Here is a 23302-nt window from a genome sequence, read left to right as displayed (position 1 = left end):
AGTATGTGGGTCAAGAGAGGAAAAATGTTTGAAGAGTGGGCTTGCCCACTCTTCTTTTGTTACAGGAGGTGTGGTTTATGGCTAAAGAGGGTTATTCTAAAATTTTTGCTGAGTTAAAATCTACAATAGAATCTTTAGGCTATGAATGTATAGGATCTGAATTTATAAAAGAAAACGAAATGGATGTGTTACGAGTCTATTTAGATAAGCAAAATGGTATAGATATTCTTGATTGTGAAAAAGTCACAAGGGAAATTACGGAATATTTGGATAGTGTAGAATCTCTGTTGCCAAACAATTATCTTTTAGAAGTCAGCTCTCCCGGTATAGAACGTCCACTTTTTACAATAGACGATTATAAAAGATTTGTAGAAAAAGAAATTGAACTTACTCTTAAAGGCAACAAAAAAGTCTCAGGAACCCTGTTATCAGTGTCAGATTTAAGTGAGATAAAATTGTTACATAAAAATGAAGAAAAGGTCTACTTGTACAGCGAGATAGTTAGAGGGAAGCTATTATTTATAAGAGAACCTGGTCAGAAAAAAACTTTTAAGAAAATAGCGTCCAAGAAAAAACGAAAATAACAATTAACATTACAAAAGCTTTAGAAAGGAAGAGATAGATGCTACTAGGAAAGGATTTTAAAAAAAATTTACAGCAAATAGAGAAAGAAAAAGGGCTCTCTGAAGAAATCATAGTGTCTAGCCTTGAAGCAGCAATGATTTCAGCATATAAAAAGTTTAAAGGCGGAAATCATACAATTGAAGTCTACATTGATGCAGAGAATGGGGAGTTTACACTTTATGAGGTGCGTCTTGTAGTTGAGCACGTAGAAAACCCAGACACTGAAATAAGTTTAGATGAAGCCATTAGAAGAGGCGAAAAAGAAGTTGAGGTTGGAGATTTAATTCGTAAGGAACTATTCCCCGAAAATTTTGGTAGGATAGCCGCACAAACTGCCCGACAGGTTATAATACAGCGCCTAAAAGATGCAGAACGCCAGGTTGTATACGAAGAATTTGCAGACAAAATAGGCGACATCGTTACAGGAACAATTTTTAAAGCAGAAGATGATCAAATACTAGTACATCTTAACGAAAAAACAGAGGCGATAATTCCTAAAGAAGAGAGAATAATAGGAGAAGAATATATACCGGTAGAAAGAAAGAAGTTTTACCTCCTAGACGTAAGACAAACTACAAAAGGGCCAAGAATTATTGTATCTAGGACGCATCCTGGTTTATTGCGAAAGCTTTTAGAAATAGAGGTGCCGGAAATACAGGAAGGTATTGTTGAAATACGCAACATAGTGAGAGAGGCAGGAGCCAGAGCTAAAATCGCTGTTGCGACTTTAGACGCAAATGTTGAGCCTCTTGGTGCAAGCGTAGGGAAGCAAGGTGGGCGTATAAAGTCTATATCGTCAGAACTAAATGGTGAAAAAATAGATATTATAGTTTGGAATCCGGATATTTTGACATACATAAAAAATTCTCTTTCTCCGGCAAAAGTCTTAAAAATAGAACCACTTTTGGACCAAGACCGTTCTGTAGTTGCTTATGTGCGATCCGAACAACTTTCGCTTGCTATTGGAAAAACGGGACAAAATGTTCGTTTGGCAGCTAGATTAACAGGATGGAAAATAGACATAAAAGTCAGTGAGGACGAGAAACTGCCAACGATGAAGGATCTTTTTGTAGATATATCTGAAGTGTCCGAAGAAAATGAGTAAATCTAATGAAAAAAAATACCACAAATCAACCTGTATTCAAGAAAAATAAACCGCGTACTTGTGTTGGTTGTATGGAAGAATCTCCAAAGCGTACATTATTACGCATAGTAAGGACCCCTGAAAAAGAAGTTTTATATGACCCGACAGGAAGGGCCAATGGGAGAGGGGTATATGTGTGTGCTCGTGCTGAATGTATAAAACAAGCAAAAAAGAAGAGAGCTTTTTCTCGAGCCTTAAAGGTTCCTATAGACGATAGCATATATATTCTTCTAGAAGAAATTTGTAGTAAAGAACAAGATTGTGGAAAAAATGATTAATAGTGAGAATGAAATTCTAAATATGTTGGGACTCGCCAGACGTGCAGGTGAGCTTATAATAGGACAAGATGATGTCTTTGCACAAATAAGAAAAGGTAAAAAGCTTTTTATCTTATTAGCGAATAATGCTTCCAAAATAATTCAAAGAAAAGTTGTTACAGTATCAGAGCGTAATAACTTAACATATATCGCACTGCAAAACACCGGCAGAAAAATAATAGGTGAACGGTTAGGGATAAAAGAAGTGCAAATAGCAGCTCTGCCTGCGGATGGCGGTCTTGCTAAAAAAATATTAATTTTATACGATAGGAGTGATGTCGATGAGTAAAATTAGAGTATATGAGCTTGCAAAGACCCTTAATAAAAGTAATCCGGAAATATTAGAAATCTTAGTTAATCTTGGATTAAAAGTAAAATCTCACATGAGCTCAATTGACAGTGAAGCCGCAGATCTTGTAATTAAAACGGTTAAAGATGGGACGAAAGCTCAAGAAAAAGAAGAAACAACAGAGGATATCCTCGCAAAGTATAAGGAACAAAAAGTACGTATAGGAGACTCTGTATCTGACGTTGCTTTAATAATAGGAGAAAAACCGGGAAATGCAGTCAAGTTGCTGATGGCAGCAGGCTTAATGATTCCAGCTTCTGCAGAAGTTGATGAAAAAATATTGAGTGTTTTAAGCGAAGGATTTAAAAGAAATTTTATCTTTTATACAGAAGAAGAAGCTAAAGCACAAGAGGTTAAAGCCTCTCTCACAGAAGAGAAAGCTAAAAAACGTGTAGAGAAGAAAATTGTAAAGGGAACTGTAAAAGATAAGAAAATAGACAGCATAAAAGAGAATACAAGGATTCTTTCTAGGCCTCCCATAATAACCGTTATGGGACATGTTGACCATGGCAAAACATCTCTGCTTGATTTTATTAGAAATACAAGAGTAACGGCAAAAGAAGCTGGTGGAATTACTCAACATATTGGAGCTGCTGTTGTTGACTATAATGGAAATTCATTAATTTTTTTGGATACTCCTGGTCATGAGGCTTTTACTCTAATGAGAGCTAGAGGTGCTCAAGTTACCGACATAGCAGTCTTAGTAGTTGCAGCAGATGACGGGGTTATGCCTCAGACCATAGAGGCAATTAATCATGCGAAAGCTGCGGGTGTACCAATAGTTGTTGCAATCAATAAAATTGATAAACCAGATGCAAAGCCTGAAAGGGTTAGACAACAACTTTCCGATTATGGACTTGTTCCCGAAGAGTGGGGTGGGGATACTATAATGGTTGAGGTTGCTGCTAAAACGGGAGAAAACATTGATGCTCTGTTAGAGATGTTGCTACTTGTTGCTGAAATGCAAGAGCTAAAAGCAGATTACAATGCAAAGCCTACAGGAACAGTTGTTGAAGCAAACCTTGACAAAGGTAAGGGGCCTGTGGCAACAGTTATTGTACAGCAGGGCATTTTGCGTAAAGGAGATATTGTTAACACTAAAACTGCTTGGGGAAAAATACGCGCTATGCTGGATGACTCGGGCAAAATGATAAAAGAGGCATTACCAAGCACGCCCGTGGAGATACTAGGTCTGGAAGCAGTACCGATGCCGGGGGAAAAGTTTACAACTCTGTCAACTGAGAGAGAAGCTAGAGATATTATGGCTAAGAATGAAATTGAGCGAAGAGAAATTGATAACAATAAAACCAAGCGTCTCACCTTAGAAGAGTTATATGAAAAAATGCAAACGAAAGAAGTTCCACAGTTGAATCTACTCTTAAAAGCTGATGTTCAGGGGTCTATAGAAGCCTTTGAATCTTCACTTATGAAAATGAGTTCAGAGGCAGTAATGATAAATATTGTACATGATGGAGTAGGACGAATATCAGAGTCGGATGTTATGTTAGCCTCTGCTTCTAATGCAATCATAATTGGGTTTAATGTTCGGCCGGATGGCAACGCTAAGAAGATTGCAGAATCTGAGGGAGTACAGATAAGGTTTTATCAAGTTATATATGACATGCTAGATGATGTCAAAGCAGCTATGGAGGGTATGCTGGAGCCAGAATTGAGAGAAAACACACTTGGTAATGCAGAAATAAGAGATATTTTTAGAGTTCCTAAAATAGGAAATATTGCAGGATGCCGTGTTATGGAAGGAATTATTCGTAGGAACGCCAAGGTTCGTCTTATCCGTGATGGCGTCGTTTATTGGAACGGGGAACTTTCCAGTTTGAAACATTTTAAGGATGATGTAAGAGAGATAAAAATTGGAAACGAGTGCGGATTAAGCTTTGAAAAATTCCAAGATTTTCGTGTAGGAGACGTAATTGAAGCTTATGAAATCTTGAAAAAGAAGAGAACATTAGATTAGTTTCTAAGTTAGTTATACCTTTTACTTAAGATTTTATTATCGTTTATGTTTTTTAAAGGATAAATCAATAATAGATTAATGAATATATGTTTTATTAATGCCTAATTCTGTTTTTTTAACTAGTATTACAAGTGACAGTATGTATTCTAGCAGATTTTTAATAATTTAATTTTTTTAATGTTGCATACAGATAGTTATAGTAAGCTGGTTTGTGAGATTAGTATTTCCGGCCGGGAGGTAAGATCGCATGGTTACTCTGAGAATGAAGAGAATAAATAAGGAGTTTCTACGATTAATTTCAGTAATGCTGCAATGCAGAATAAAAAATGATATCGTGAAAGATGCAATATTAACAAAAGTTTCTGTCTCAAAAGATTTAAGCTATGCTAGAGTTTATTATACTTTGCTTGATGTTTCATCTAAAGAAACATTGCAATCACAGCTTGATTTAGTATCAGGACAATTACGTTCAATATTGGGGAAGGAAATGAAGCTTCGTAAAATTCCCGAGCTCAACTTTATATATGATGATACTGAAGTTAAAGCTAGAGAAATGGATAGGTTGTTAGATAGAGTGGCCGCCATTGAAGCCCAAAAGGCTGTTGGCTTAAAAGAAAATGATGAAAAACTTTAAACATAATAATACTGTAAAAAAAATAATAAAAGCTTTAAAAGAAAAATCAGCATGGACTATTATTTGTCATGAGAATCCTGATGGAGACACACTTGGGTCGGGGCTTGCTCTTTATTCTTTGGCTCTAAGGCTTAATAAAAAAGCTTCAATAATAGGCCGAGATCCCTTACCAGAGACATATCGCTTTTTACCCTATGCGAATGACTATAAACAGTGTGATAAAATCCCGAATTTTCTTAAAGATGAAGTGATAATATGTGTTGATATAAGTAATGAAGCAAGGTCTATAGATCAATTCTCCAAATTAAAAGATTTAGAATTACTAACAATAAATATTGACCATCATGGTGATAATGAGAACTTTTGCTCTTTAAATCTAGTGATACCAAGAGTTTCTGCAACAGCAGAGATTATTACTAACCTTTTTATAGCGGGTAACTTTGATATGATTAGTAAGGAAGCGACTGCTCTTTACGTTGGGTTAGTAACAGATAATGGAAATTTTAGATTCAGCTCAACTACTCCTAGTAGCCATGAATGTGCTGCATATTTGATCAAAATGGGAGCAAGGCCTGCTGAGGTAGACACAATAATGATGCAGAATTTAACAATGCCAGTTTTGAAGCTATGGGGCAAAGCCTTTTCCAGAGCAGAAATACTCGCTAATGATAAGGCTGCTATTTTTTGGCTTGAAGATAAAGATTTTAAAGAAATAGAAGAAAACTTAAGTTCAGTAGACGGACTTGTAAATACTTTATTGAGAATTAAGGGTGTAGATGTAGCCGTTTTAGCGTGCGAATATGATTGTAGCGTTAAATTAAGCATTAGAACAAGGACACCTTACAATGCCAGAGAAATAGCCTCTGTTTTTGGTGGAGGCGGTCATATAGAAGCAGCGGGTGCAAAAGTAACAGGGAATCTCTCAGAAGTTCTTTCAAAATTAAGGTCTATATTAAATCAGAAATGTCTTTAACTGGCGTTCTCTCTATAATTAAACCCCCTTCAATTAGAAGTACACATTGCGTCCAAGAGATAAGAAAGTTATTGGGCGGAAACATCAAAGTTGGTCACGGAGGCACACTTGATAGCTCCGCTTCAGGTGTTTTGGTTCTTTTACTGGGACAGGCTACCAGGCTGAGTAATTTTGTTATGGATATGCCCAAATGTTATGAAGTAACAATCCAATTCGGGAGCGAAACATCTACTGATGATGCAACGGGAGAAGTAATAGCAAGGGAAAGATGGAATCATATTAATGATGATTTAATAGACTCAGCTCTTTGTGGGTTTTTAGGATCAAGACTTCAAACTCCTCCCAATATATCTGCAGTGCGTGTTGATGGCCAAAGAGCTCATAAACTTGCACGAGCAGGGGCTGAAGTAACCCTCCATTCAAGACAAGTCTTTATTTTAAGAATAAAACGAATTAATAAATTAAATAAAGATGGTGCTGTTTCACTTACAGTCTTCTGTAATCGAGGCACATATATTAGAAGCTTAGTACGTGATTTGGGCAGAGTATTAGCTTCTCGAGCACATGTTTCTTCCTTAAAACGCCTTAATGTAGGAATGTTTAACCTTAAAGAGAGTTTCAATTTTGCTCAATTAAAAGAATTGGATTCTGTGCAAGACCTTAGAAGGAAAGTTATACCGTTAAGCTCTTTTTTCTCTTCCCATGCTTCATATAGTGCTAATGAAGAAGAATTTCAAAATCTGTCTAATGGTCTTCCTATTCATATTTCTCAGGTTAAGCGAATACAACTTCCTATATCATCTGCAGATGGATTAAAATACACCACAGTACACTATAAAAATAGTATATCTATATGCAGGGTAGAGAAGATAAAAAACTCTTTTATCTTCTCTCCTTCCATAAATATATTAGATAAAGAGGGGCTATAAAATGATATTTGCATTAGGAGCTTTTGACGGGTTTCATATAGGGCATCAAAAGCTTTTAGAAAAAGCCCGCTTAAGAGCAGAAGAAAAAAAAATTAAATGGGGAGTCTTAACTTTTGACGGCAATCCACAGCAATTTCTTAATAAATCAAAACTACCTCAACTGTTTTCAGATGAGGAAAAAGATTTGTTGTCTCAATATTTTGAGATACCTACAGTAGTAAAAATCCCATTTACAAGGACTATTGCGAATCTATCACCAGATGATTTTTTAGATTTTCTAAGTATTAAAGAAAAAATAGAAGGACTTGTCATAGGAGAGAACTTCAGGTTTGGTAAAGACAGAACAGGTGGTTCCATTGAGTTGAATCGTCTGTGCAAAGAAAGAAATTGGTCTCTTGATGTTGTTAAAAACGTTAGAATAGAAAATAAAATAGTAAGCAGTACTGCCATCAGAGAATATGTATTATTGGGATTGTTGGACGAAGCAAAAACAATGCTTGGAATTCCCTTCTTTCTTAGCGGAGCGGTAAAAAAAGGAGACTCTAGGGGAAAGTCATTGGGGTTCCCAACAGCAAACATAAAAATAAACCCAAATAAAGCATATCCTACCCGAGGAAGTTATGCAGCCTTAACATTTATAAAGAATAAATGGCATCCTGTAGCACTTAATTTGGGTTATAACACGACTTTTGTTGATAATCAAATACTCTCTTGTGAAGCTCATATACTTGATTTTAATGAAAATTTGTATGGTAAAAATATTATAATCTTTTTAATAAATAAGTTTAGGAATGAAATAAAATTTGATAGTAAAGAAAACTTCAAAAAACAACTAGAAGAAGATATAAAATATGTAAGGTCAGTATTTACAAGTTATTTTAAAAAAAATTTAACTATTTTCCAAAAATTTACGCATAATTGTTTTGACATGTAACAGGCTCTATCGTATTATATCAAGGTTGATTTAATCTATTACTTGTTTTTACCAATTGAGGAGGACGATGTTGTTGTTAAATTTTTTGAGAAATAAAACAAAGGCAATTATGATAGTTGTAGTTGTTTTTTTTGTATTATCATGTTTTGCAGGATACGGACTTTATACTGGAACGGGATCAACATCTAAAGGTGAGAAAGACTATCCCGTTGCCAATGTAGATAAAATGAAAATAATGAGATCTGAATTAGAACACGTGGCATATAATTTAATACAGCGTGATGAACAAGAGCACCACCAATTAGTTAATCAAGGCAAAATAGATACTGCATTTGAAGTAACCTCAAAGGACATCGTCGCTTATAGAAGAGAGGCCCTTTCTATTTTAATAGCTCAAAGAGAGGGTGAATTTATTCGTAAAGAAATCAAACATGAGGCTAAACTAAGAAAAGTCGAAGTAAGGGATGAAGACATAGATAAGGAATTTCTTAAATTAACGGAGACATTCCCAACCAGAGAAGAGTTTGACTTAAGAATAGAGAGTATGGGAGTAACAGAGAAACAAGTAAAAGACGATATTAGACAAAACTTATTAAGAGAAAAGCTATTAGATGATATAAAATCAGAAGTTTCAGTAACAGAGGAAGATGCAAGAGCTTTCTATAAAAGATATGCAGAGTGGCGGTACGAAGGGAAAGATTTTGAAGAAGTTAGTGCCGATGTTTTTAAAGATGTGCGAAAAGATAAAGAAGAAAGCAAAGAAAAGTTGTTTGAGAAAAAAATACTAAACAAAGTAGATGTTAAGGTGCTAGACGAAGCTTTGTTTGATATTGAAGAGTAGTTACTATTTTTAAATAAACATATGTTTGTTATGTGCATTTTACTAAGCTGTTGACAAAGCACACAACACAGCATAGAATGATTTCCGTTGGTGAGGTGGCCGAGCTAGGTTGAAGGCGCTCGCCTGCTAAGCGGGTAGGGGGGCAGAAACCTCCCTCCAGGGTTCGAATCCCTGCCTCACCGCCATTTTCCCCCTTTAATAAGTGCGCCGGTAGCTCAACTGGATAGAGCATTGGACTACGGATCCAAAGGTTACGAGTTCAAATCTTGTCCGGCGCGCCAATAAAAAAAATGCCACATCAATATAGTGGATTTACAAAGTAAAATATATAATTTTCAATGATGGTTTTCATTTGTTTGTTTGTGATAAAAATGAAAATTAAATCTCAGTATAGGAGGAATATCTACATGAATCTTAAGGGAACTAAAACAGAGAAGAACCTTTGGGAAGCTTTTGCCGGAGAATCTATGGCACGCAATAAATATACGTATTTTGCTTCAGTGGCAAAAAAAGAAGGTTATGAGCAAATAGCAGCAATTTTCTTAGAAACGGCAGAAAATGAAAGAGAACACGCTAAATTACAATTTAAAGCACTTTCTGGAATATCTGATACTTTGGCAAACCTACATTCGGCCGCCCAAGGTGAGAACGATGAATGGACAGAAATGTATCCTCGAATGGCTAAGGAAGCTAGAGAAGAAGGATTTAATGAATTAGCAGCAATGTTCGAAAATATTGCTAAGGTAGAAATGGAACACGAAGCAAGATATAAAAAACTAGCAAATGATATTGCAGAAGGCAGAGTTTTTATAAGAGACGGAAAAGTTTCATGGAAATGTCGTAACTGTGGAGCAATTTTCGAATTAAGCAAAGCACCTCAAATTTGCTTAGTTTGTAAACATCCTCAGGCATATTTTGAAGTAAAGCCAAAAGAAGAATAAAAAACATAAAAAGGACGTCACTTCGATTTGAAGTGACGTCCTTTTTATGTTTATAAAAAACTAAAAGCAAACTAAAATAAAACTATAGTACTTCGCCTTCAGATTTTGCTACCACTGACGCAACGCTGATATCTCCAGTTACATTTATACACGTTCTTGCCATATCTAGAACTGGGTCTATTCCAGCAACTAATCCAATCCCTTCAATAGGAAGGCCTACAGATGCCAGAACCATAGATAGCATTATGAGACCGGCTCCGGGAACACCGGCTGTTCCAATGGAGGCAAGGGTTGCTGTTAGTACGATAGTAACTTGTGCAGCTAAATCAAGGTGTATACCGAAAGCTTGTGCTATAAACAAGGCACAAACACCCTGGTAAAGTGCAGTTCCATCCATGTTGATTGTCGCCCCCAAGGGTAACACAAAAGAAGAGACTCGTTCTGATATCTTAAGGTTCTCCTGTGCATTTTTCAACGATATAGGTAAGACCGCAGAACTGGAGCGAGTAACAAATGCAGCTAACATGGTTTCTTTTATGCCGCCAAAAAACCAGATCGGGGATTTTTTTGTAAATAGAACAACTAAGCCTGAATATGCTATTATCGCATGTAAAAAACATCCCAAGTACACAGCAAAAATAACTTTAGCGAAAGGAGCCAACACGGCAGGGCCGTACTTAGCCGCAGTTGTTGCAATAAGTGCGAAAACACCAAGTGGTGCCGTTTGCATAACAATATTAGTAATTTTATACATAGTTTCAGCGATAGACTCATTTACCTCAAGAAAGCTTTGCCCCTTTTTGCCAATTAGAGAGGCAGCAATTCCTAGGAAAAGAGCAAATACAATGACCTGTAACATTTTTCCAGATACTAATGCTTCAAGTGGGTTAGCTGGGAAGATATTCTCTATTACTTCAAACATACTCATTGCAGCTTTAGCTTCACCAGCGGCTCCTTCCAAAGAAAGTCCGATTCCGGGCTGAACAAGATTGGCAAGCAGCAGACCAAAAATTATTGCAATACAGGTTGTGACTGAGTATAAAATAAGAGTTTTAATGCCAATGCGCCCTAACGCTTTAGGATCACCAACAGAAGCTGCTCCCATAATAATGCTTGTAAATACTAGGGGCACAATGAGCATTTTCAGCAATGCAATAAAAATTCTTCCTATTAAATCTAGAATTGGCAAAATATAGGCCGAAATTAATGTGTATTTTGGAGCAATGGGACCAATTATAAATCCTAGCACGATACCGATTATGAATCCTATCGTTATTTTCCCGATAAGAGACATTTTTTTACGCTCACTCACATGTACCACTCCCTTAATAAGTTTTGTTATTCTACAAATTGCATCTGTTAGTCTTACCAATATGGATATTTTATCACAATTAACATGTTATTTAAATTTAATAATAAATAATAGTTAGTTATAAATTAAATATTTTATTCTAGTCTGATATAATTTAAATTTATAACTGGATCAATAAATAGTGTTAGAATATTGCCTAATTTCTTAGGAGGAATAACAAAGTGTTTTTTATAAAACTTGCAAATTATTTATTTTCGGCACCAATGCCATTCATAAGCCTAGTAATACCTTTTATTGCGTCAATGTTAATTTTTATACAGAGAATTTATCGACGACTTGTAGTTTTGGAAGAAGGCTTAATAGCTAAAAATGAAAGGGGAATCATTAATTTTTTATTGTTTGGAATTTTCCTGCTAAACTTTTTTTTAACTTTAATGATATTATCGCACGTTCGTACGGGAGGAACTTCTTACTATATATTAAGTAGTAGTGGATGGGTTAGAACTTTGATTGGTGAAAACCAAAGAATTCACGCTTTAATACAAGTTGATACCTTAGGGGCTTTTTCGGCTGCAGTAACAGCATTTATATCATTAGGATCAATACTTTCTACATTGATAGATAAGGAAAAACAATTATCCCCGACTAAAGCTGGTTTTTTCCTTCTAACCCTTTGTGGTGTTCAAGGTGTGTTTTATTCTGATGGTCTTATTGCCATGGCAATATTTTTATTTATTACTCAAGTTGGTATTATTGGACTCTATAAGGCAATTCCGTCTAACTCAAAGGAATTTATTGATTCCATATGGTACTATTCCTCCAGGTTCTTGCTTATAATTATGTTTTTTATTGCTTCATTCTTTTTTTATAAGGTTTTTAAAACTGACAACGTTGCACTTCTTTCAAGTTTAATTACTGGTAATAGAAGTGAGTTGTATGCTTTTATATTCCTGTTAGTTCCCACCTTCTTTATGTTTATAAATCACTTCCCTTACGTAGAAGACGTCACAAGTAGAACATTTTTTAGAATGATGTCACAAGCATCCTTTTTCATTATTATTCGAGTTGTTTTTTTGTTATACAGGCCGATTCCGGGGCTAGACAAGATTCCTATTTTATTTATTTTCTTGGGATTAATTGACATATTTTTGGTAATAGTTGTAATGGGCAGAAGTTTTAATCCGACAGAATTTACTCAAAATATGGAGCAGTATTTAAAGGCACTGATGCTTATAATGTTAAGTGTCGCAATGGAAGGAGTTTTCAGTGCAGATAAATTGGTACGATACGGGTTTATAGCAATGGATGGAATGCTTTCCACTTGGATATTATATTTACCTTTTTCAGCGATTCTTTCAATAATTTCTATTAATTTAAAAAAGAAATATAACAATATAGAATTATGGCAGTACGGAGGTTTGTTTAATATAATCCCAATTCACACAGCAGCTTTTTTCTTGTCGATCTGTGTAATGGCAGGATTGCCACCATTTGTAGGATTTGCGACAAAACAGTTTTTGTATAGGGCAGCATTCAATTATAATCCAATTCTTATGCTGTTTTTGTTCATATCATTGCTGATTATGTTAATATATTCCCTGCGTTTTTTTGTTCATATTTTTATCAGTAGGAGAATATTAATAAATAATGAAAAATATAAAACGCCTATTGCTATTAAAATATATTTGAGCATGTTATTACTGTTTTTTATGTTTGCAACTTTTTACTCTGGCATATTTTTTAATAAATATCTTTCACCTTCGGTAGACTCTCTTTTAGCAAACAAGGAAGTTTTTAGATTATTAAATAGAGATGGAGAAGAATAATGGTAACTAAAATTGTAACTGACTATTTTACTTGGGGCGTATTTTCTTGGAGTGTTCTTTTTCTTCTTACAGTTATAATTTTAGGGATTATACAGTTTCTAATTATAAAAAATACATCTAACGGATTGATTTATAAAGAGAGTATAGTAGACAAAGTTATAATAGATAGTGATTTAAATGAAGAAAAAAGCTTTTTATATATATTACATAATAATTGTATAGACATATGGTTTAATAATCCATCCAGCGATTTAATAGCAATCCTAATGTTATTTTTCTTTTTTGCTGTGGCAATATTTTTTCGTTAAGAAAGGAGAAAATTTTGTTTAATCTAATCATCTCTCTCCTAAAATTTTTGTTAGCAGGTATTGCTTTCCTGTTTGTTCTTTTTATGGCGGTATTTATTGAATACTCGGCTATTTATTTTAAAAAAATATTTATTAGTTGGCTAAAGAAAAAAAGTGAAGAATATAGCTTTGTTCTTATCAAAAAACAGTTTCTTAGTAAGGTCGTTTTGCCTGAAACAGCTTCCGTTGCAATTGTCATTTCTGCACCAGTTCTCGCTCTTTCAGCCTTGATGCCTATTTGTACAACTATTCCATACTTTTCCTTTATTCCTTATATACAAAAAAACACTGATTTATTACAGATAGTACAGTTTTTATTATTTTCAGAAGTTTTTGCTACACTAGCTATCTATGCTTTAGGAACAAAAGTTTCAAGGCTAATAGCCAAAGAAATGATAAAAGAATTCGCTTATTCATGCTTTTTTATAATTGCTTTTTTTACATTGATAGCTGTCTATATAGACAAAACTTCTAGTATTACAGATACTTTTAAATTGAGTTCTCTTGCTGTATCAGGATTGTTGAGCACGAAAAATTTTCTGGTTTATGCTGTTTTACTATTTATCTCTGCGATTATCTTCGCATTATTACCTCACGAAACTCGTAAAAATTCTAAATATTTGACAAATAATAATGTGTTAGTCGAATTCCAAGGCGCTCCAAGAGTTATAATCTCTTTATGGTCATTGTTGCGTTCTTTTTTGATAATATCAATCATTTTGGTAACGTTGCTACCTTTTATAAATATACCTAGTAATTCTCAAAATATAAATATTCCTTGGTTTATTAAAACAATCAACTTCTTTGTTTATTTTATTACAATCATATTAACGAGGTCATTTGTTATTCCTATTTTTTGGGAAATAAGAGATAAGTTAAAACATATATTGCCCAGATTATTGTCGCTAATACTAATTCATTTAATTATTATTTTTATAATATGTTTTATTTTTTTATTGAATTCTAACCCGAATTTAATTCTGGGTTTGCTTTAATGCAGCTATATATAAATTAGCATATCTTTTTACTCGTTATTTTTGTAAATAATATCGGAGGGAATACAATGTCAGATAAAGAAAAAAACAATAATTTTTTGGAAGAAATAATCGAAAAAGATTTAGAAAGTGGTGTAACTAAATCACTAATAACTCGATTCCCCCCAGAACCAAATGGTTATTTACACATCGGACATGCGAAATCTATTTGTTTAAACTTCGGGTTGGCTGAAACATTTAATGGTAAATGCAACTGGAGATTTGATGATACGAATCCCGTAAAAGAGGAAGGCGAGTTCGTAGAATCTATAATACAAGATGTAAAGTGGCTGGGTTTTGAATGGGATAAGCTTTGTTTTGCTTCTGATTATTTCGACCAATTTTATGAATGGGCAATAGAGCTTATCAAAGCTGGTAAAGCCTATGTAGACGATCAAACTGGCGATGAAATTAAAGAAAATAGAGGTACGTTAACAAAGGGTGGGGTTGATTCTCCATATCGTTCTAGAAGCATAGAAGAAAATCTATTGCTATTCGAGCGAATGAAAAATGGTGATTTTGATGAAGGTTCCTGTGTACTAAGAGCAAAAATAGATATGTCTAGTAGTAACTTAAATATGAGAGATCCGGTTATGTATCGAATTTTAAAGAGTGACCATCTTAGAACTGGTAATAAATGGTGTATATATCCAATGTATGACTTCGCACACGGATACGAAGATGCAATAGAGGGCATTACTCACTCTATTTGCACCTTAGAATTTCAAGACCATATGCCGCTTTATAATTGGTTTATAGAAAACGTTGGCGTGCCAAGTGTCCCTCGCCAGTTTGAATTTGCTCGTTTGAATTTAACTTATACACTAATGAGCAAAAGGAAATTATCAGAACTGGTTACAAGGAAAATTGTAAATGGATGGGATGACCCGAGAATGCCAACCATCTCAGGATTTAGGGCTAGGGGGTATACTCCCTCTTCCATTAGGAGATTTTGCAATGAGATAGGGGTTGCAAAATCAGAGAGCTTAATAGACGTTGACTTTCTACAACACTGTATAAGAGAAGAGCTGAATAAAGAGTCTGATAGATGCATGGCTGTCCTTCAACCACTGAAAGTGGTTCTCACAAACTGGCCCGAAAATTTTATAGATACCGTTGAAGCAGAAAATAATCCTGAAAATCATATGGCTGGCAGCAGAGAAATTAAAATAGGTAAAATAATTTATATAGAACAGTCAGATTTTATGGAATCCCCAGTTAAAAACTTTTTTAGACTTTCTCCTGGGAAAGAAGTGAGACTAAAACATGCTTATTTAATAAGTTGTCACGATGTTATAAAAGATGAATCTGGCAAAATAATAGAACTACATTGTACGGTGGATATGGAGAGTCGTGGAGGAGCCGCCCCAGATGGACGGAGGGTTAGAGGTACTCTACATTGGGTTTGGGAAGGTAATGCTGTAAGGTCAAAAGTAAATTTATATGATCACCTCTTTACACTTCGTGATATGAGTATGGTTGAAGAAGGGAAAGATCTTTCGTATTATCTAAATCCAAACTCTCTTGTAGTGCTGGAAAACGTTTTGGTTGAGCCTTGTTTGGCCAATGCTGTCCCCTTCGAAAGATTCCAATTTTTACGACAAGGTTATTTTTGTGCGGATAAGACAACAACAAAAGAAGCTCCAGTATTTAATTTAACTGTTGCTCTAAAAGATTCTTGGAAAAAAGAACAAAATAAGTAACAGAATAAAAAGTACAGATTTATTTAAGTGCGCTTATACAACAACTACTGCTTTGTTTTTTAAGCAGTAGTTGTTGTGTGTTTATATGGGGTTTGAATCGTCTGACAGTTTATAGGTTTAATAAATCAAGAATTGTTACTCCATTTTTATTAATTAAATTAGGAACTAAAAATATATTACGACATTTTGCTAATTTATAAAATTATAATATTTTAATCTTATTTTACACTCTTCTTTCCCAAGTTGCTCTGCAACTTCAAAGATTCCAGGGCTTACTTTGCGTCCAGTTAAGGCCCAACGTAAGGGATTAGCAACTTCTTTCATACTAGAATTATTTTCATTCACCCAGTTTGTTGTATAGTTATGCAGTTCTTCATAAGTCCATTTTTCTAAGGAGAAAAGATTGTTAAAAAAAGCCTTGAGTAACTGCCTGTGTTCCTCCGTAATTTCAGCGGCATTGTATCGTCTTTTTACGACATCAAAAGAAATAAAATAGTCACTGTATTCGGCTAACTCAATAGTAGTTTGCCCGCGTCCACCCATTGTTTGTAAAACATCAGAAAGGTATTTGTCAGACAGGTTAGAAATATTCAGTCCTAATTCAATCCAGAAAGGTTTTATTGTTTCTAGAAGTTCATTTGGTTTCATTATTTTTATTTGTTCTTGATTAATATGTTTTAGCTTATCAATATTTAGAACAGCTGGTTTTTTGGTTATATTTGATAGGTCAAACTTATTTATTGCTTCTTGCCTCGTAAATATTTCTTGATCATTTTTAGGAGACCATCCAAGCAAGGCAAGGAAATTAAAAACACCATCAGGCAAATATCCTAAATCTTTATATTCAAAAACACTTGTTGCTCCCTCTCTTTTGGAAAGTTTTTTCTTATTTTTACCTAAAATCATTGGAAGATGAGCAAAAATGGGAGTTTCAAAGCCTAATGCTTCATAAATAAGAATTTGTTTTGGAGTATTTATGAGATGGTCTTCTCCTCTAATTACAGTATTTATATTCATTGTGTAGTCATCAATCACTACCGCGAAGTTATAGGTTGGTAATCCATCTCTTTTAATAATTACTATATCTTTTATTGAACCATCTTGATTAACAGAAGTTTTCTCACTCATGACGTTTATAGTTCCATAAACCATATCGTTCAAAATAACCTTTTTGTTGCTAGGGACTTTAAAAAATATAGCCTCATCTTTTTTATATGCTTGTCCGGTGTTGAGTAGTTGTTCTGCATATTTTAAATAAAGATCTTTTCTTTCTGATTGCCTATAAGGACCAAAATCTCCGCCTTTATTAGGCCCTTCATCCCAGGATAGTCCTAGCCAATCCAACCCGTCCATAATAGACTGTTCAAATTCTGCTGTTGAACGCTCTATATCGGTGTCTTCTATGCGCAATACAAAGGTTCCTTCTGTGTGTCTGGCCCAAAGCCAATTAAAAAGCGCTGTGTGTGCTCCACCAATATGCAAAGCACCGGTAGGGCTAGGGGCAAATCTAACTCTTACTTTTTCTGACATCTATCTTCCTCCAATAGGTTATAATAAACTAATGAGCAGACAAAATAATTTCGTATAATGAAATTAATCATCTTTAACGATAGTAATATTATATCGAAAAGACAAATATTGCCATTGTTTTGAAGGGAAATTTTAAAAAATGATAGAAGACACCCCTAGAATGCTTTTAATAGATGGACATGGCCTTGTTTACAGGGGATACTATGCACTGCCTGATACTTTAACAGCCCCAGACGGGGTACCAACAAATGCAATAGTTGGATTTACAAATATGTTATTAAAATGTGTTAAGGATATTAATCCGAATTATATAGGCATTTTCTTTGATCCAAAAGGGCCGACTCGTCGACATGAACTTTATAAAGAGTATAAGGATGGTAGGAAGCCTACCCCAGATAAACTAAAAGTTCAAATACCTCTTATAATTGAAATATGCACTGCGATGGGATTTCCTGTTTTTGTAAGAGACAATATTGAAGCAGATGATTATATCGTGTCCACTGCTAAAGCGGCCTCAGAGAGTGGAATTCAAGTTACAATTCTAACAGCAGACAAAGATTTATTCCAAATCATATCGAAAGATATACAAATAATGCGTCCTATAAAAGGGGTTTCAAAATTTAAAATTTACGATAAGTTTTATTTTTGCGATGAGTTTGGGTTTACACCCGAGAAAATGTCAGACTACTTGGCACTAGTTGGAGACAGTGCTGATAATATTATTGGGGTAAAGGGCATCGGAGAAAAAGGAGCAAAAGACTTAATTGCACAGTTTAGTGGGTTAGATGAGATATACGCTAATTTAGACAGTATCCCAAAGGCAAGAAGAACAAAGCTTGAATTGGGTAAAGAAATGGCCTATATCAGTAAAAGCCTGATAATACCAATAGAGACAGATAGTGTGCCTTTGGATGAGTTAAATAAACGAAACGTTGATTTTTCTTTGCTTAAAGAAATAACTCAAAGGTTAGGATTAAAAAGGCTATATGATAATTTGAAAGAAAGTAAAAAGCCTAACGGGCCTGTGAAAAAAATAAAAGAAACAATTGAAGCAAATCAAACAAAAGAATCATTTTGCAGTAGTATTTTTCTGAATAATGTTGTGCCGGAAGAGATAGAATTAACAGAAATGTTAAAAAAACATAAGTTAGCTCTTGCAGAGTGTGTTAAAGATGGTGTAAAAGCCCTTGTTCTTGCTGATGGAAATGGGAAAATATCATATGTGCGTTATAACAATAATGAAGAGTTAAATTATTATACAGAGTGGACAAAAAACGTGGCAGCTATTTTATACGGATATAAAAAAATGTTAGAGAAAGATTCTTTCCCTCTTCCTAAATTAGAAAGAATCGAAGATGTGGAAATAGTGCACTATGTATTGCATCCCGACAGGGCAGGGGTAGGGATAGAAGAAACAATAAAAACAAAAATGCCCCAGGGTGCAGAATTAGCTAACTCTCTTTTCAAACTATGGAACGCTTTCAATTCTGAGATAGAAGAGCATCATCCTAAAATAAAAAAGATTATAGCTGAGATAGATCTGCCTCTTTGTCCTGTTTTAGCAGACTTACATAAAAACGGAATTTTAGTAGATGTAAAAAAACTGAATCAATTAAAATTTGACCTAGAAAACGAAATAAAAATAATAGAGGACAGTATCGCTGAAGTGTCTCCAGAAAAAATAAATTTAAATTCACCCAAACAGGTGGCTACGCTATTATTTGAAAAACTGAAATTGCCTCCTATTAAAAAAACGGCAACAGGATTCTCTACAGATATGACAGTTTTAGAAGAACTGTCACGTTTGCCTGAGCCTTATTCTTATGTCCCTACAAAACTAATAAAGTATAGAGAGAAATCGAAAATATATTCTGGTTTCGTAGAGCCATTTTTGAAATTAGCAGAAGAGGGTGATTCTAAAATTCACTCGATTTTTGATCACCTATCAACTGGCACAGGGCGCCTTTCCAGTAAAGATCCGAATGTACAAAATTTGCCCCAATTTGGCGAATGTGCAATGAAATTTAGAAGATGCTTTGTACCTGATGATGGAAATATTTTTGTTTCAGCTGACTATTCTCAAATAGAGCTTAGAGTTCTAGCACATTTGTCAAATGAGGAAAAACTTCTAAATTCATTCTCTGAAAACAAAGATATCCACTTGGAAACAGCATCATGGATTTTTTCGATGCTACAAGAAAAAATAACTGATGAACAAAGACGATTTGCAAAAGTAGTTAACTTTGGATTGCTGTATGGAATGGGTTCTTATGGGCTGGCTCAAAGACTTGGTATAGGAAGGCCTGAAGCTTCAAAAATAGTTGAAAGGTATTTCGAGGCCTTACCAAAGGTAAAAACGTATTTAAATGAGAGCATTAAAATATCAAAAGAAAAAAGTTATACGGAATCAATATTTAATAGGATTAGGCCTTTAGACGAGGTATCAACAATAGGAGGTAGGGATAAAAATTCGTTAAATATGGTCGCAATTAATACCCCTATACAAAGCTCTGCTTCTGACATAGCAAAGTTGGCTTTGATAAGATTTAAAAAGTTAACAGATACCGAATTTAAAGGAGTAAAAATTATTTTACAGGTACATGATTCTATTGTTTGTGAGTGCAAAGAAGAAGATGCAGATAGTGTAGAGAAAAGACTTCTTGAAGTAATGGAAAATATAAGTGTCTTGTCAATCCCATTAAAAGCAGTTCCAAAAAGAGGACATTCTTTAGCAGAAGTATAAAATATAAAACAAAAGAATTTTTAAATACCTATTGCGTCTTTTGCAATCCTAGAATACAATGTATTGCTGTATGTTATGGCAAAATTATTATTTTATAAGAATCTTTGGAGGTGCTTATATATTGAAGAAAGATATTGATCCGAAATATGAAGATTGCAAGGTGGTTTGTGCTTGTGGAAATACATTTGAAACTAAGTCAACTACCGGTGATATGAGAGTTTCAATTTGCAATGAATGTCACCCCTTTTATACGGGGAAAAAGGGAAGAGTAATTGAAGAGGGACGTCTTGAGAAATTCCGCCAGAAATATGCCGGAATGAATTACGGGCAAAAAAAAGTAGAAGAAAACACCGCAGCTGAATAGCTTTTAAGTATAAGGGGGGGGCAAGTCAGCTCCCTCCTTTATTATTTTTGTGCGTATATAGAGAGGAGATTTATTATGACAATTGATGTGAAGCTTCTCACTTTTACTCCTGATGCCGCAAAAGTTGTGGCTGCAGCAGCGAAGCTGTGCTATAGTTCTTCAGGAGCAGCCGACTTATTTAATGAACTAGATAATAATAAAATAGAATCTTTTTTAAAGAAGCTCAACGAATCAGGGCATATGTCTCCATTCGAGCACGTTTCTTTTACATTTGCCGTGGAGGGTATCAGTAGAGTTGCAACACATCAGCTTGTGAGACATAGGCTTGCAAGCTATTCTCAACAAAGCCAAAGATATGTCGAGATGTCTTCCCGCGAGTGCATTATGCCCCCAGCAATACAAAACAATACTGATGCAAAATCAATATTTAAAAAACAAGTTGCTTCTGCTTGGGATTGTTATGAAAAACTTTTATCAATAGGAATAACAAAAGAGGATGCAAGGTTTATTTTGCCACATGGAGCAGAGACAAGAATTGTAATTTCAATGAATGCGAGAGAGTTGCATCATTTTTTCTCTATACGACTTTGTAAAAGATCACAGTGGGAAATAAGGGAATTAGCTCGGCAAATGTATGTTTTGGTAAGAGAGGCTTCTCCTGAACTTTTTAAGTTGGGAGGACCATCTTGTATTGTGTATGGACAATGTAAAGAGGTTCACCCGTGTGGAGATCCTTATAAAGATATGGAAAGTATGTTAATAAAATGAAGATGATTTTTCGAATCAAAGCTCTTATAAACATGCTTCTAAATATTGCTTTAAAAAAAGATGTTGGAGGACAAGCAGTGATAGAAGGGGTTCTTATGAAGGGGCCTTCACATTGGGGGTTGGCATTAAGAGAACCAACTGGGAATGTATGGAAAAAATCATGGAAATGTTCTGATTGGTATAAAAAGGGAGTTTGGAAATTACCTATATTCCGAGGTTTTGCAAGCATGGTTGAAATGCTGCGAGTAGGAATGAAAGCTCTTTCTATTTCAGCAGACGTAAATTTGGGAGAAAAAGAGGAACTATCGCCTTTTGAGATGGTAGTGGCAATTCTTTTTGCACTTGTAGCCGTATTGATCTTTTTTGTGGCATTACCAATGTACGCTTCTGAATATATGACTTCACAGTTTTTATTCTCTAATTTTACTAAGAATATACTTGAAGGACTTTTACGTGGAATTATTTTTATAGGTTATATCGCAATTATCGGTATTTGGAAAGATATGAGGCAAGTTTTTTGTTATCACGGAGCTGAACATAAAGCAATAAATGCTTTTGAAGCAGGAGCTGACCTTGTGCCTATTGTGGTTGAAAAATACTCAAGAATACATAGACGATGCGGCACTTCTTTTCTAATTGTAGTTATATTTATAAGTATTGTAATATTTTCTTTTATAGGTGAAATTTCATTCGTTTGGCGTGTATTAAGTAGAGTTTTACTCCTTCCGCTAGTTATCGGGATTTCTTATGAATTTATAAAATCAGCTTCAAAATCAGAAACATGGGGCAGTTTTTGCATCATGCCTGCACTCTCACTTCAGTATATAACGACTAGAGAACCAACGCTTGAACAAATTGAGATAGCTCTTGTTGCTCTTGATTTGGCATTGAATTCTAAAAGTGAACTTTTAATGAAAGGTATAAATGGTATAACAGATGGATTTCATAGCTAAATTGCAAGAAATAGAAGAAAACTTTAAAGAATTAGAATTAAAAATGGGGGATTCGGAAACTGCGAATAATCCAAAAGAAATGGAGTCATTAGCTCGCAAACATTCAAAAATGGCTCCTATTGTAGAAGCTTTGGCCGAATATGAAGCTGTGATACAAGGAATAGCCGATGCAAAAGAGATGCTGACAAGTGAAGACAAAGATTTTGCTGAACTTGCGAAGGAAGAGCTTGCTATGCTTGAAAAACAAATACCTGAATTAGAACAACATATTCAGATTTTGCTTATTCCTGAAGACGCAAATGACGAGAAAAACGTAATTATTGAGATAAGAGCCGGTGCAGGAGGAGAAGAAGCTGCCCTTTTTGCAGCGGTGTTATATAGAATGTACGCTCATTTTGCTGAAAGACAAAACTGGAAAACAGAGATTATATCTCAAAATGAGACTGGCATTGGGGGCTTTAAAGAAATCGTATTTAGCGTTTATGGCATGGGAGCTTATAGTATGCTGAAGTTTGAAAGTGGTGTTCATAGAGTTCAGCGTGTTCCTGAGACAGAATCAAGTGGCAGGGTACATACGTCGACAGCAACGGTTGCAGTTTTACCTGAGGCTGAAGCTGTTGATATAGATATAAGACCAGAAGACTTAAAAATAGATACATATCGTGCCAGTGGAGCGGGTGGACAGCATGTTAATATGACAGATTCAGCCGTAAGGATAACACATCTACCATCCGGTATAGTATGTACTTGTCAAGATGAGCGTTCACAGATAAAAAATCGTGCGAAAGCAATGCAACTATTGAGAACGAAACTTTACGATGCAGAATTACAGAAGCAAAACGAGAAAATGGCTGCAGATCGTAAGGGACAGGTAGGCACAGGAGATAGATCCGAACGAATTCGGACATACAACTTCCCACAAAATAGGATATCAGATCATAGAATTAACCTTACTCTTCACAAGCTTGAGCAAATTTTAGACGGAGATATGTATGAGCTAATAACTTTTCTAACAGAAGCAGATCAGGCAGAAAAGTTAAAGGCTTTATCAGTGTAACCTG

The 23302-nt window shown here is 34.8% G+C and carries 22 protein-coding genes and 2 tRNA genes; 22 read left to right on the top strand and 2 right to left on the bottom strand.

What is annotated here, in order from left to right; genetic code table 11:
* The first annotated feature begins 77 nt into the window (after window positions 1-77).
* From GXZ13_04405 to GXZ13_04345, 13 genes are all read left to right on the top strand, one after another.
* Entirely contained in the window at window positions 78-584 is a 507-nt protein-coding gene (locus GXZ13_04405) for a ribosome maturation factor RimP (protein ID NLX75072.1), read from the top strand.
* 38 nt (window positions 585-622) lie between these two features.
* The gene (gene nusA, locus GXZ13_04400) at window positions 623-1729 is read left to right on the top strand and encodes a transcription termination/antitermination protein NusA (protein ID NLX75071.1); all 1107 of its coding nucleotides are present in this window, start codon (window positions 623-625) and stop codon (window positions 1727-1729) included.
* A gap of 5 nt (window positions 1730-1734) precedes the next feature.
* Window positions 1735-2046, top strand: a complete 312-nt coding sequence (locus GXZ13_04395; GenBank protein ID NLX75070.1) for a YlxR family protein — start codon at window positions 1735-1737, stop codon at window positions 2044-2046.
* Complete coding sequence (locus tag GXZ13_04390; GenBank protein ID NLX75069.1) at window positions 2030-2374, top strand: hypothetical protein; 345 nt, start codon at window positions 2030-2032, stop codon at window positions 2372-2374. The genes GXZ13_04395 and GXZ13_04390 overlap by 17 nt, the downstream gene beginning before the upstream one ends.
* Window positions 2367-4409 carry a translation initiation factor IF-2 gene (gene infB / locus GXZ13_04385; protein NLX75068.1) on the top strand — a complete coding sequence of 681 codons (2043 nt, stop codon included), beginning with the start codon at window positions 2367-2369 and terminating at the stop codon, window positions 4407-4409. The genes GXZ13_04390 and infB overlap by 8 nt, the downstream gene beginning before the upstream one ends.
* Before the next feature lie 247 nt (window positions 4410-4656).
* Window positions 4657-5043: a 30S ribosome-binding factor RbfA gene (rbfA, locus tag GXZ13_04380; GenBank protein ID NLX75067.1), complete on the top strand. Its 387-nt coding sequence runs from the start codon at window positions 4657-4659 to the stop codon at window positions 5041-5043.
* Window positions 5030-6016 (top strand): bifunctional oligoribonuclease/PAP phosphatase NrnA, encoded by a 987-nt coding sequence (locus GXZ13_04375; protein ID NLX75066.1) that lies wholly within the window; start codon window positions 5030-5032, stop codon window positions 6014-6016. Before rbfA ends, GXZ13_04375 begins: the two co-directional genes overlap by 14 nt.
* A complete protein-coding gene (gene truB / locus GXZ13_04370; GenBank protein NLX75065.1) occupies window positions 6007-6945 on the top strand; it encodes a tRNA pseudouridine(55) synthase TruB in 939 nt (312 codons plus the stop codon). The genes GXZ13_04375 and truB overlap by 10 nt, the downstream gene beginning before the upstream one ends.
* 1 nt (window position 6946) lies before the next feature.
* Window positions 6947-7879: a riboflavin biosynthesis protein RibF gene (gene ribF / locus GXZ13_04365; protein ID NLX75064.1), complete on the top strand. Its 933-nt coding sequence runs from the start codon at window positions 6947-6949 to the stop codon at window positions 7877-7879.
* A gap of 73 nt (window positions 7880-7952) precedes the next feature.
* Window positions 7953-8720, top strand: a complete 768-nt coding sequence (locus tag GXZ13_04360) for a hypothetical protein (protein ID NLX75063.1) — start codon at window positions 7953-7955, stop codon at window positions 8718-8720.
* An 89-nt stretch (window positions 8721-8809) separates the two neighbouring features.
* Window positions 8810-8905: transfer RNA gene (locus GXZ13_04355), tRNA-Ser, on the top strand.
* 19 nt (window positions 8906-8924) lie between these two features.
* A tRNA-Arg gene (locus GXZ13_04350) sits at window positions 8925-9001 on the top strand.
* A gap of 126 nt (window positions 9002-9127) precedes the next feature.
* Window positions 9128-9661 (top strand): rubrerythrin family protein, encoded by a 534-nt coding sequence (locus GXZ13_04345; GenBank protein NLX75062.1) that lies wholly within the window; start codon window positions 9128-9130, stop codon window positions 9659-9661.
* Window positions 9662-9743: 82 nt separating this feature from the next.
* Here GXZ13_04345 and GXZ13_04340 read toward each other — a convergent pair whose 3' ends face one another.
* Entirely contained in the window at window positions 9744-10955 is a 1212-nt protein-coding gene (locus tag GXZ13_04340) for a dicarboxylate/amino acid:cation symporter (GenBank protein NLX75061.1), read from the bottom strand.
* A 239-nt stretch (window positions 10956-11194) separates the two neighbouring features.
* Here GXZ13_04340 and GXZ13_04335 point away from each other — a divergent pair, with 239 nt between their 5' ends.
* The 4 genes from GXZ13_04335 (at window position 11195) to GXZ13_04320 (ending at window position 15883) form a co-directional block, all read left to right on the top strand.
* The gene (locus tag GXZ13_04335; protein ID NLX75060.1) at window positions 11195-12799 is read left to right on the top strand and encodes a hypothetical protein; all 1605 of its coding nucleotides are present in this window, start codon (window positions 11195-11197) and stop codon (window positions 12797-12799) included.
* Window positions 12799-13107, top strand: a complete 309-nt coding sequence (locus tag GXZ13_04330) for a hypothetical protein (GenBank protein NLX75059.1) — start codon at window positions 12799-12801, stop codon at window positions 13105-13107. Before GXZ13_04335 ends, GXZ13_04330 begins: the two co-directional genes overlap by 1 nt.
* Window positions 13108-13121: 14 nt before the next feature.
* The gene (locus GXZ13_04325; protein ID NLX75058.1) at window positions 13122-14141 is read left to right on the top strand and encodes a hypothetical protein; all 1020 of its coding nucleotides are present in this window, start codon (window positions 13122-13124) and stop codon (window positions 14139-14141) included.
* Window positions 14142-14209: 68 nt separating this feature from the next.
* The gene (locus GXZ13_04320) at window positions 14210-15883 is read left to right on the top strand and encodes a glutamine--tRNA ligase/YqeY domain fusion protein (protein NLX75057.1); all 1674 of its coding nucleotides are present in this window, start codon (window positions 14210-14212) and stop codon (window positions 15881-15883) included.
* Window positions 15884-16072: 189 nt separating this feature from the next.
* Here GXZ13_04320 and gltX read toward each other — a convergent pair whose 3' ends face one another.
* Entirely contained in the window at window positions 16073-17413 is a 1341-nt protein-coding gene (gene gltX, locus GXZ13_04315) for a glutamate--tRNA ligase (protein ID NLX75056.1), read from the bottom strand.
* Between the two features lie 139 nt (window positions 17414-17552).
* Here gltX and polA point away from each other — a divergent pair, with 139 nt between their 5' ends.
* From polA to prfA, 5 genes are all read left to right on the top strand, one after another.
* Complete coding sequence (gene polA / locus GXZ13_04310) at window positions 17553-20156, top strand: DNA polymerase I (GenBank protein NLX75055.1); 2604 nt, start codon at window positions 17553-17555, stop codon at window positions 20154-20156.
* A gap of 121 nt (window positions 20157-20277) precedes the next feature.
* A complete protein-coding gene (gene rpmE / locus GXZ13_04305) occupies window positions 20278-20520 on the top strand; it encodes a 50S ribosomal protein L31 (protein ID NLX75054.1) in 243 nt (80 codons plus the stop codon).
* 75 nt (window positions 20521-20595) lie between these two features.
* Window positions 20596-21288, top strand: a complete 693-nt coding sequence (locus tag GXZ13_04300; GenBank protein ID NLX75053.1) for an FAD-dependent thymidylate synthase — start codon at window positions 20596-20598, stop codon at window positions 21286-21288.
* A gap of 2 nt (window positions 21289-21290) precedes the next feature.
* Window positions 21291-22241 carry a DUF1385 domain-containing protein gene (locus GXZ13_04295; GenBank protein ID NLX75052.1) on the top strand — a complete coding sequence of 317 codons (951 nt, stop codon included), beginning with the start codon at window positions 21291-21293 and terminating at the stop codon, window positions 22239-22241.
* A complete protein-coding gene (gene prfA / locus GXZ13_04290) occupies window positions 22225-23298 on the top strand; it encodes a peptide chain release factor 1 (GenBank protein ID NLX75051.1) in 1074 nt (357 codons plus the stop codon). Before GXZ13_04295 ends, prfA begins: the two co-directional genes overlap by 17 nt.
* Window positions 23299-23302: the final 4 nt, after the last annotated feature.

The sequence above is a fragment of the Synergistaceae bacterium genome (assembly GCA_012728235.1).
GTDB lineage: Bacteria > Synergistota > Synergistia > Synergistales > Synergistaceae > JAAYFL01.
This window is presented reverse-complemented; position numbering and strand designations above follow the sequence as displayed.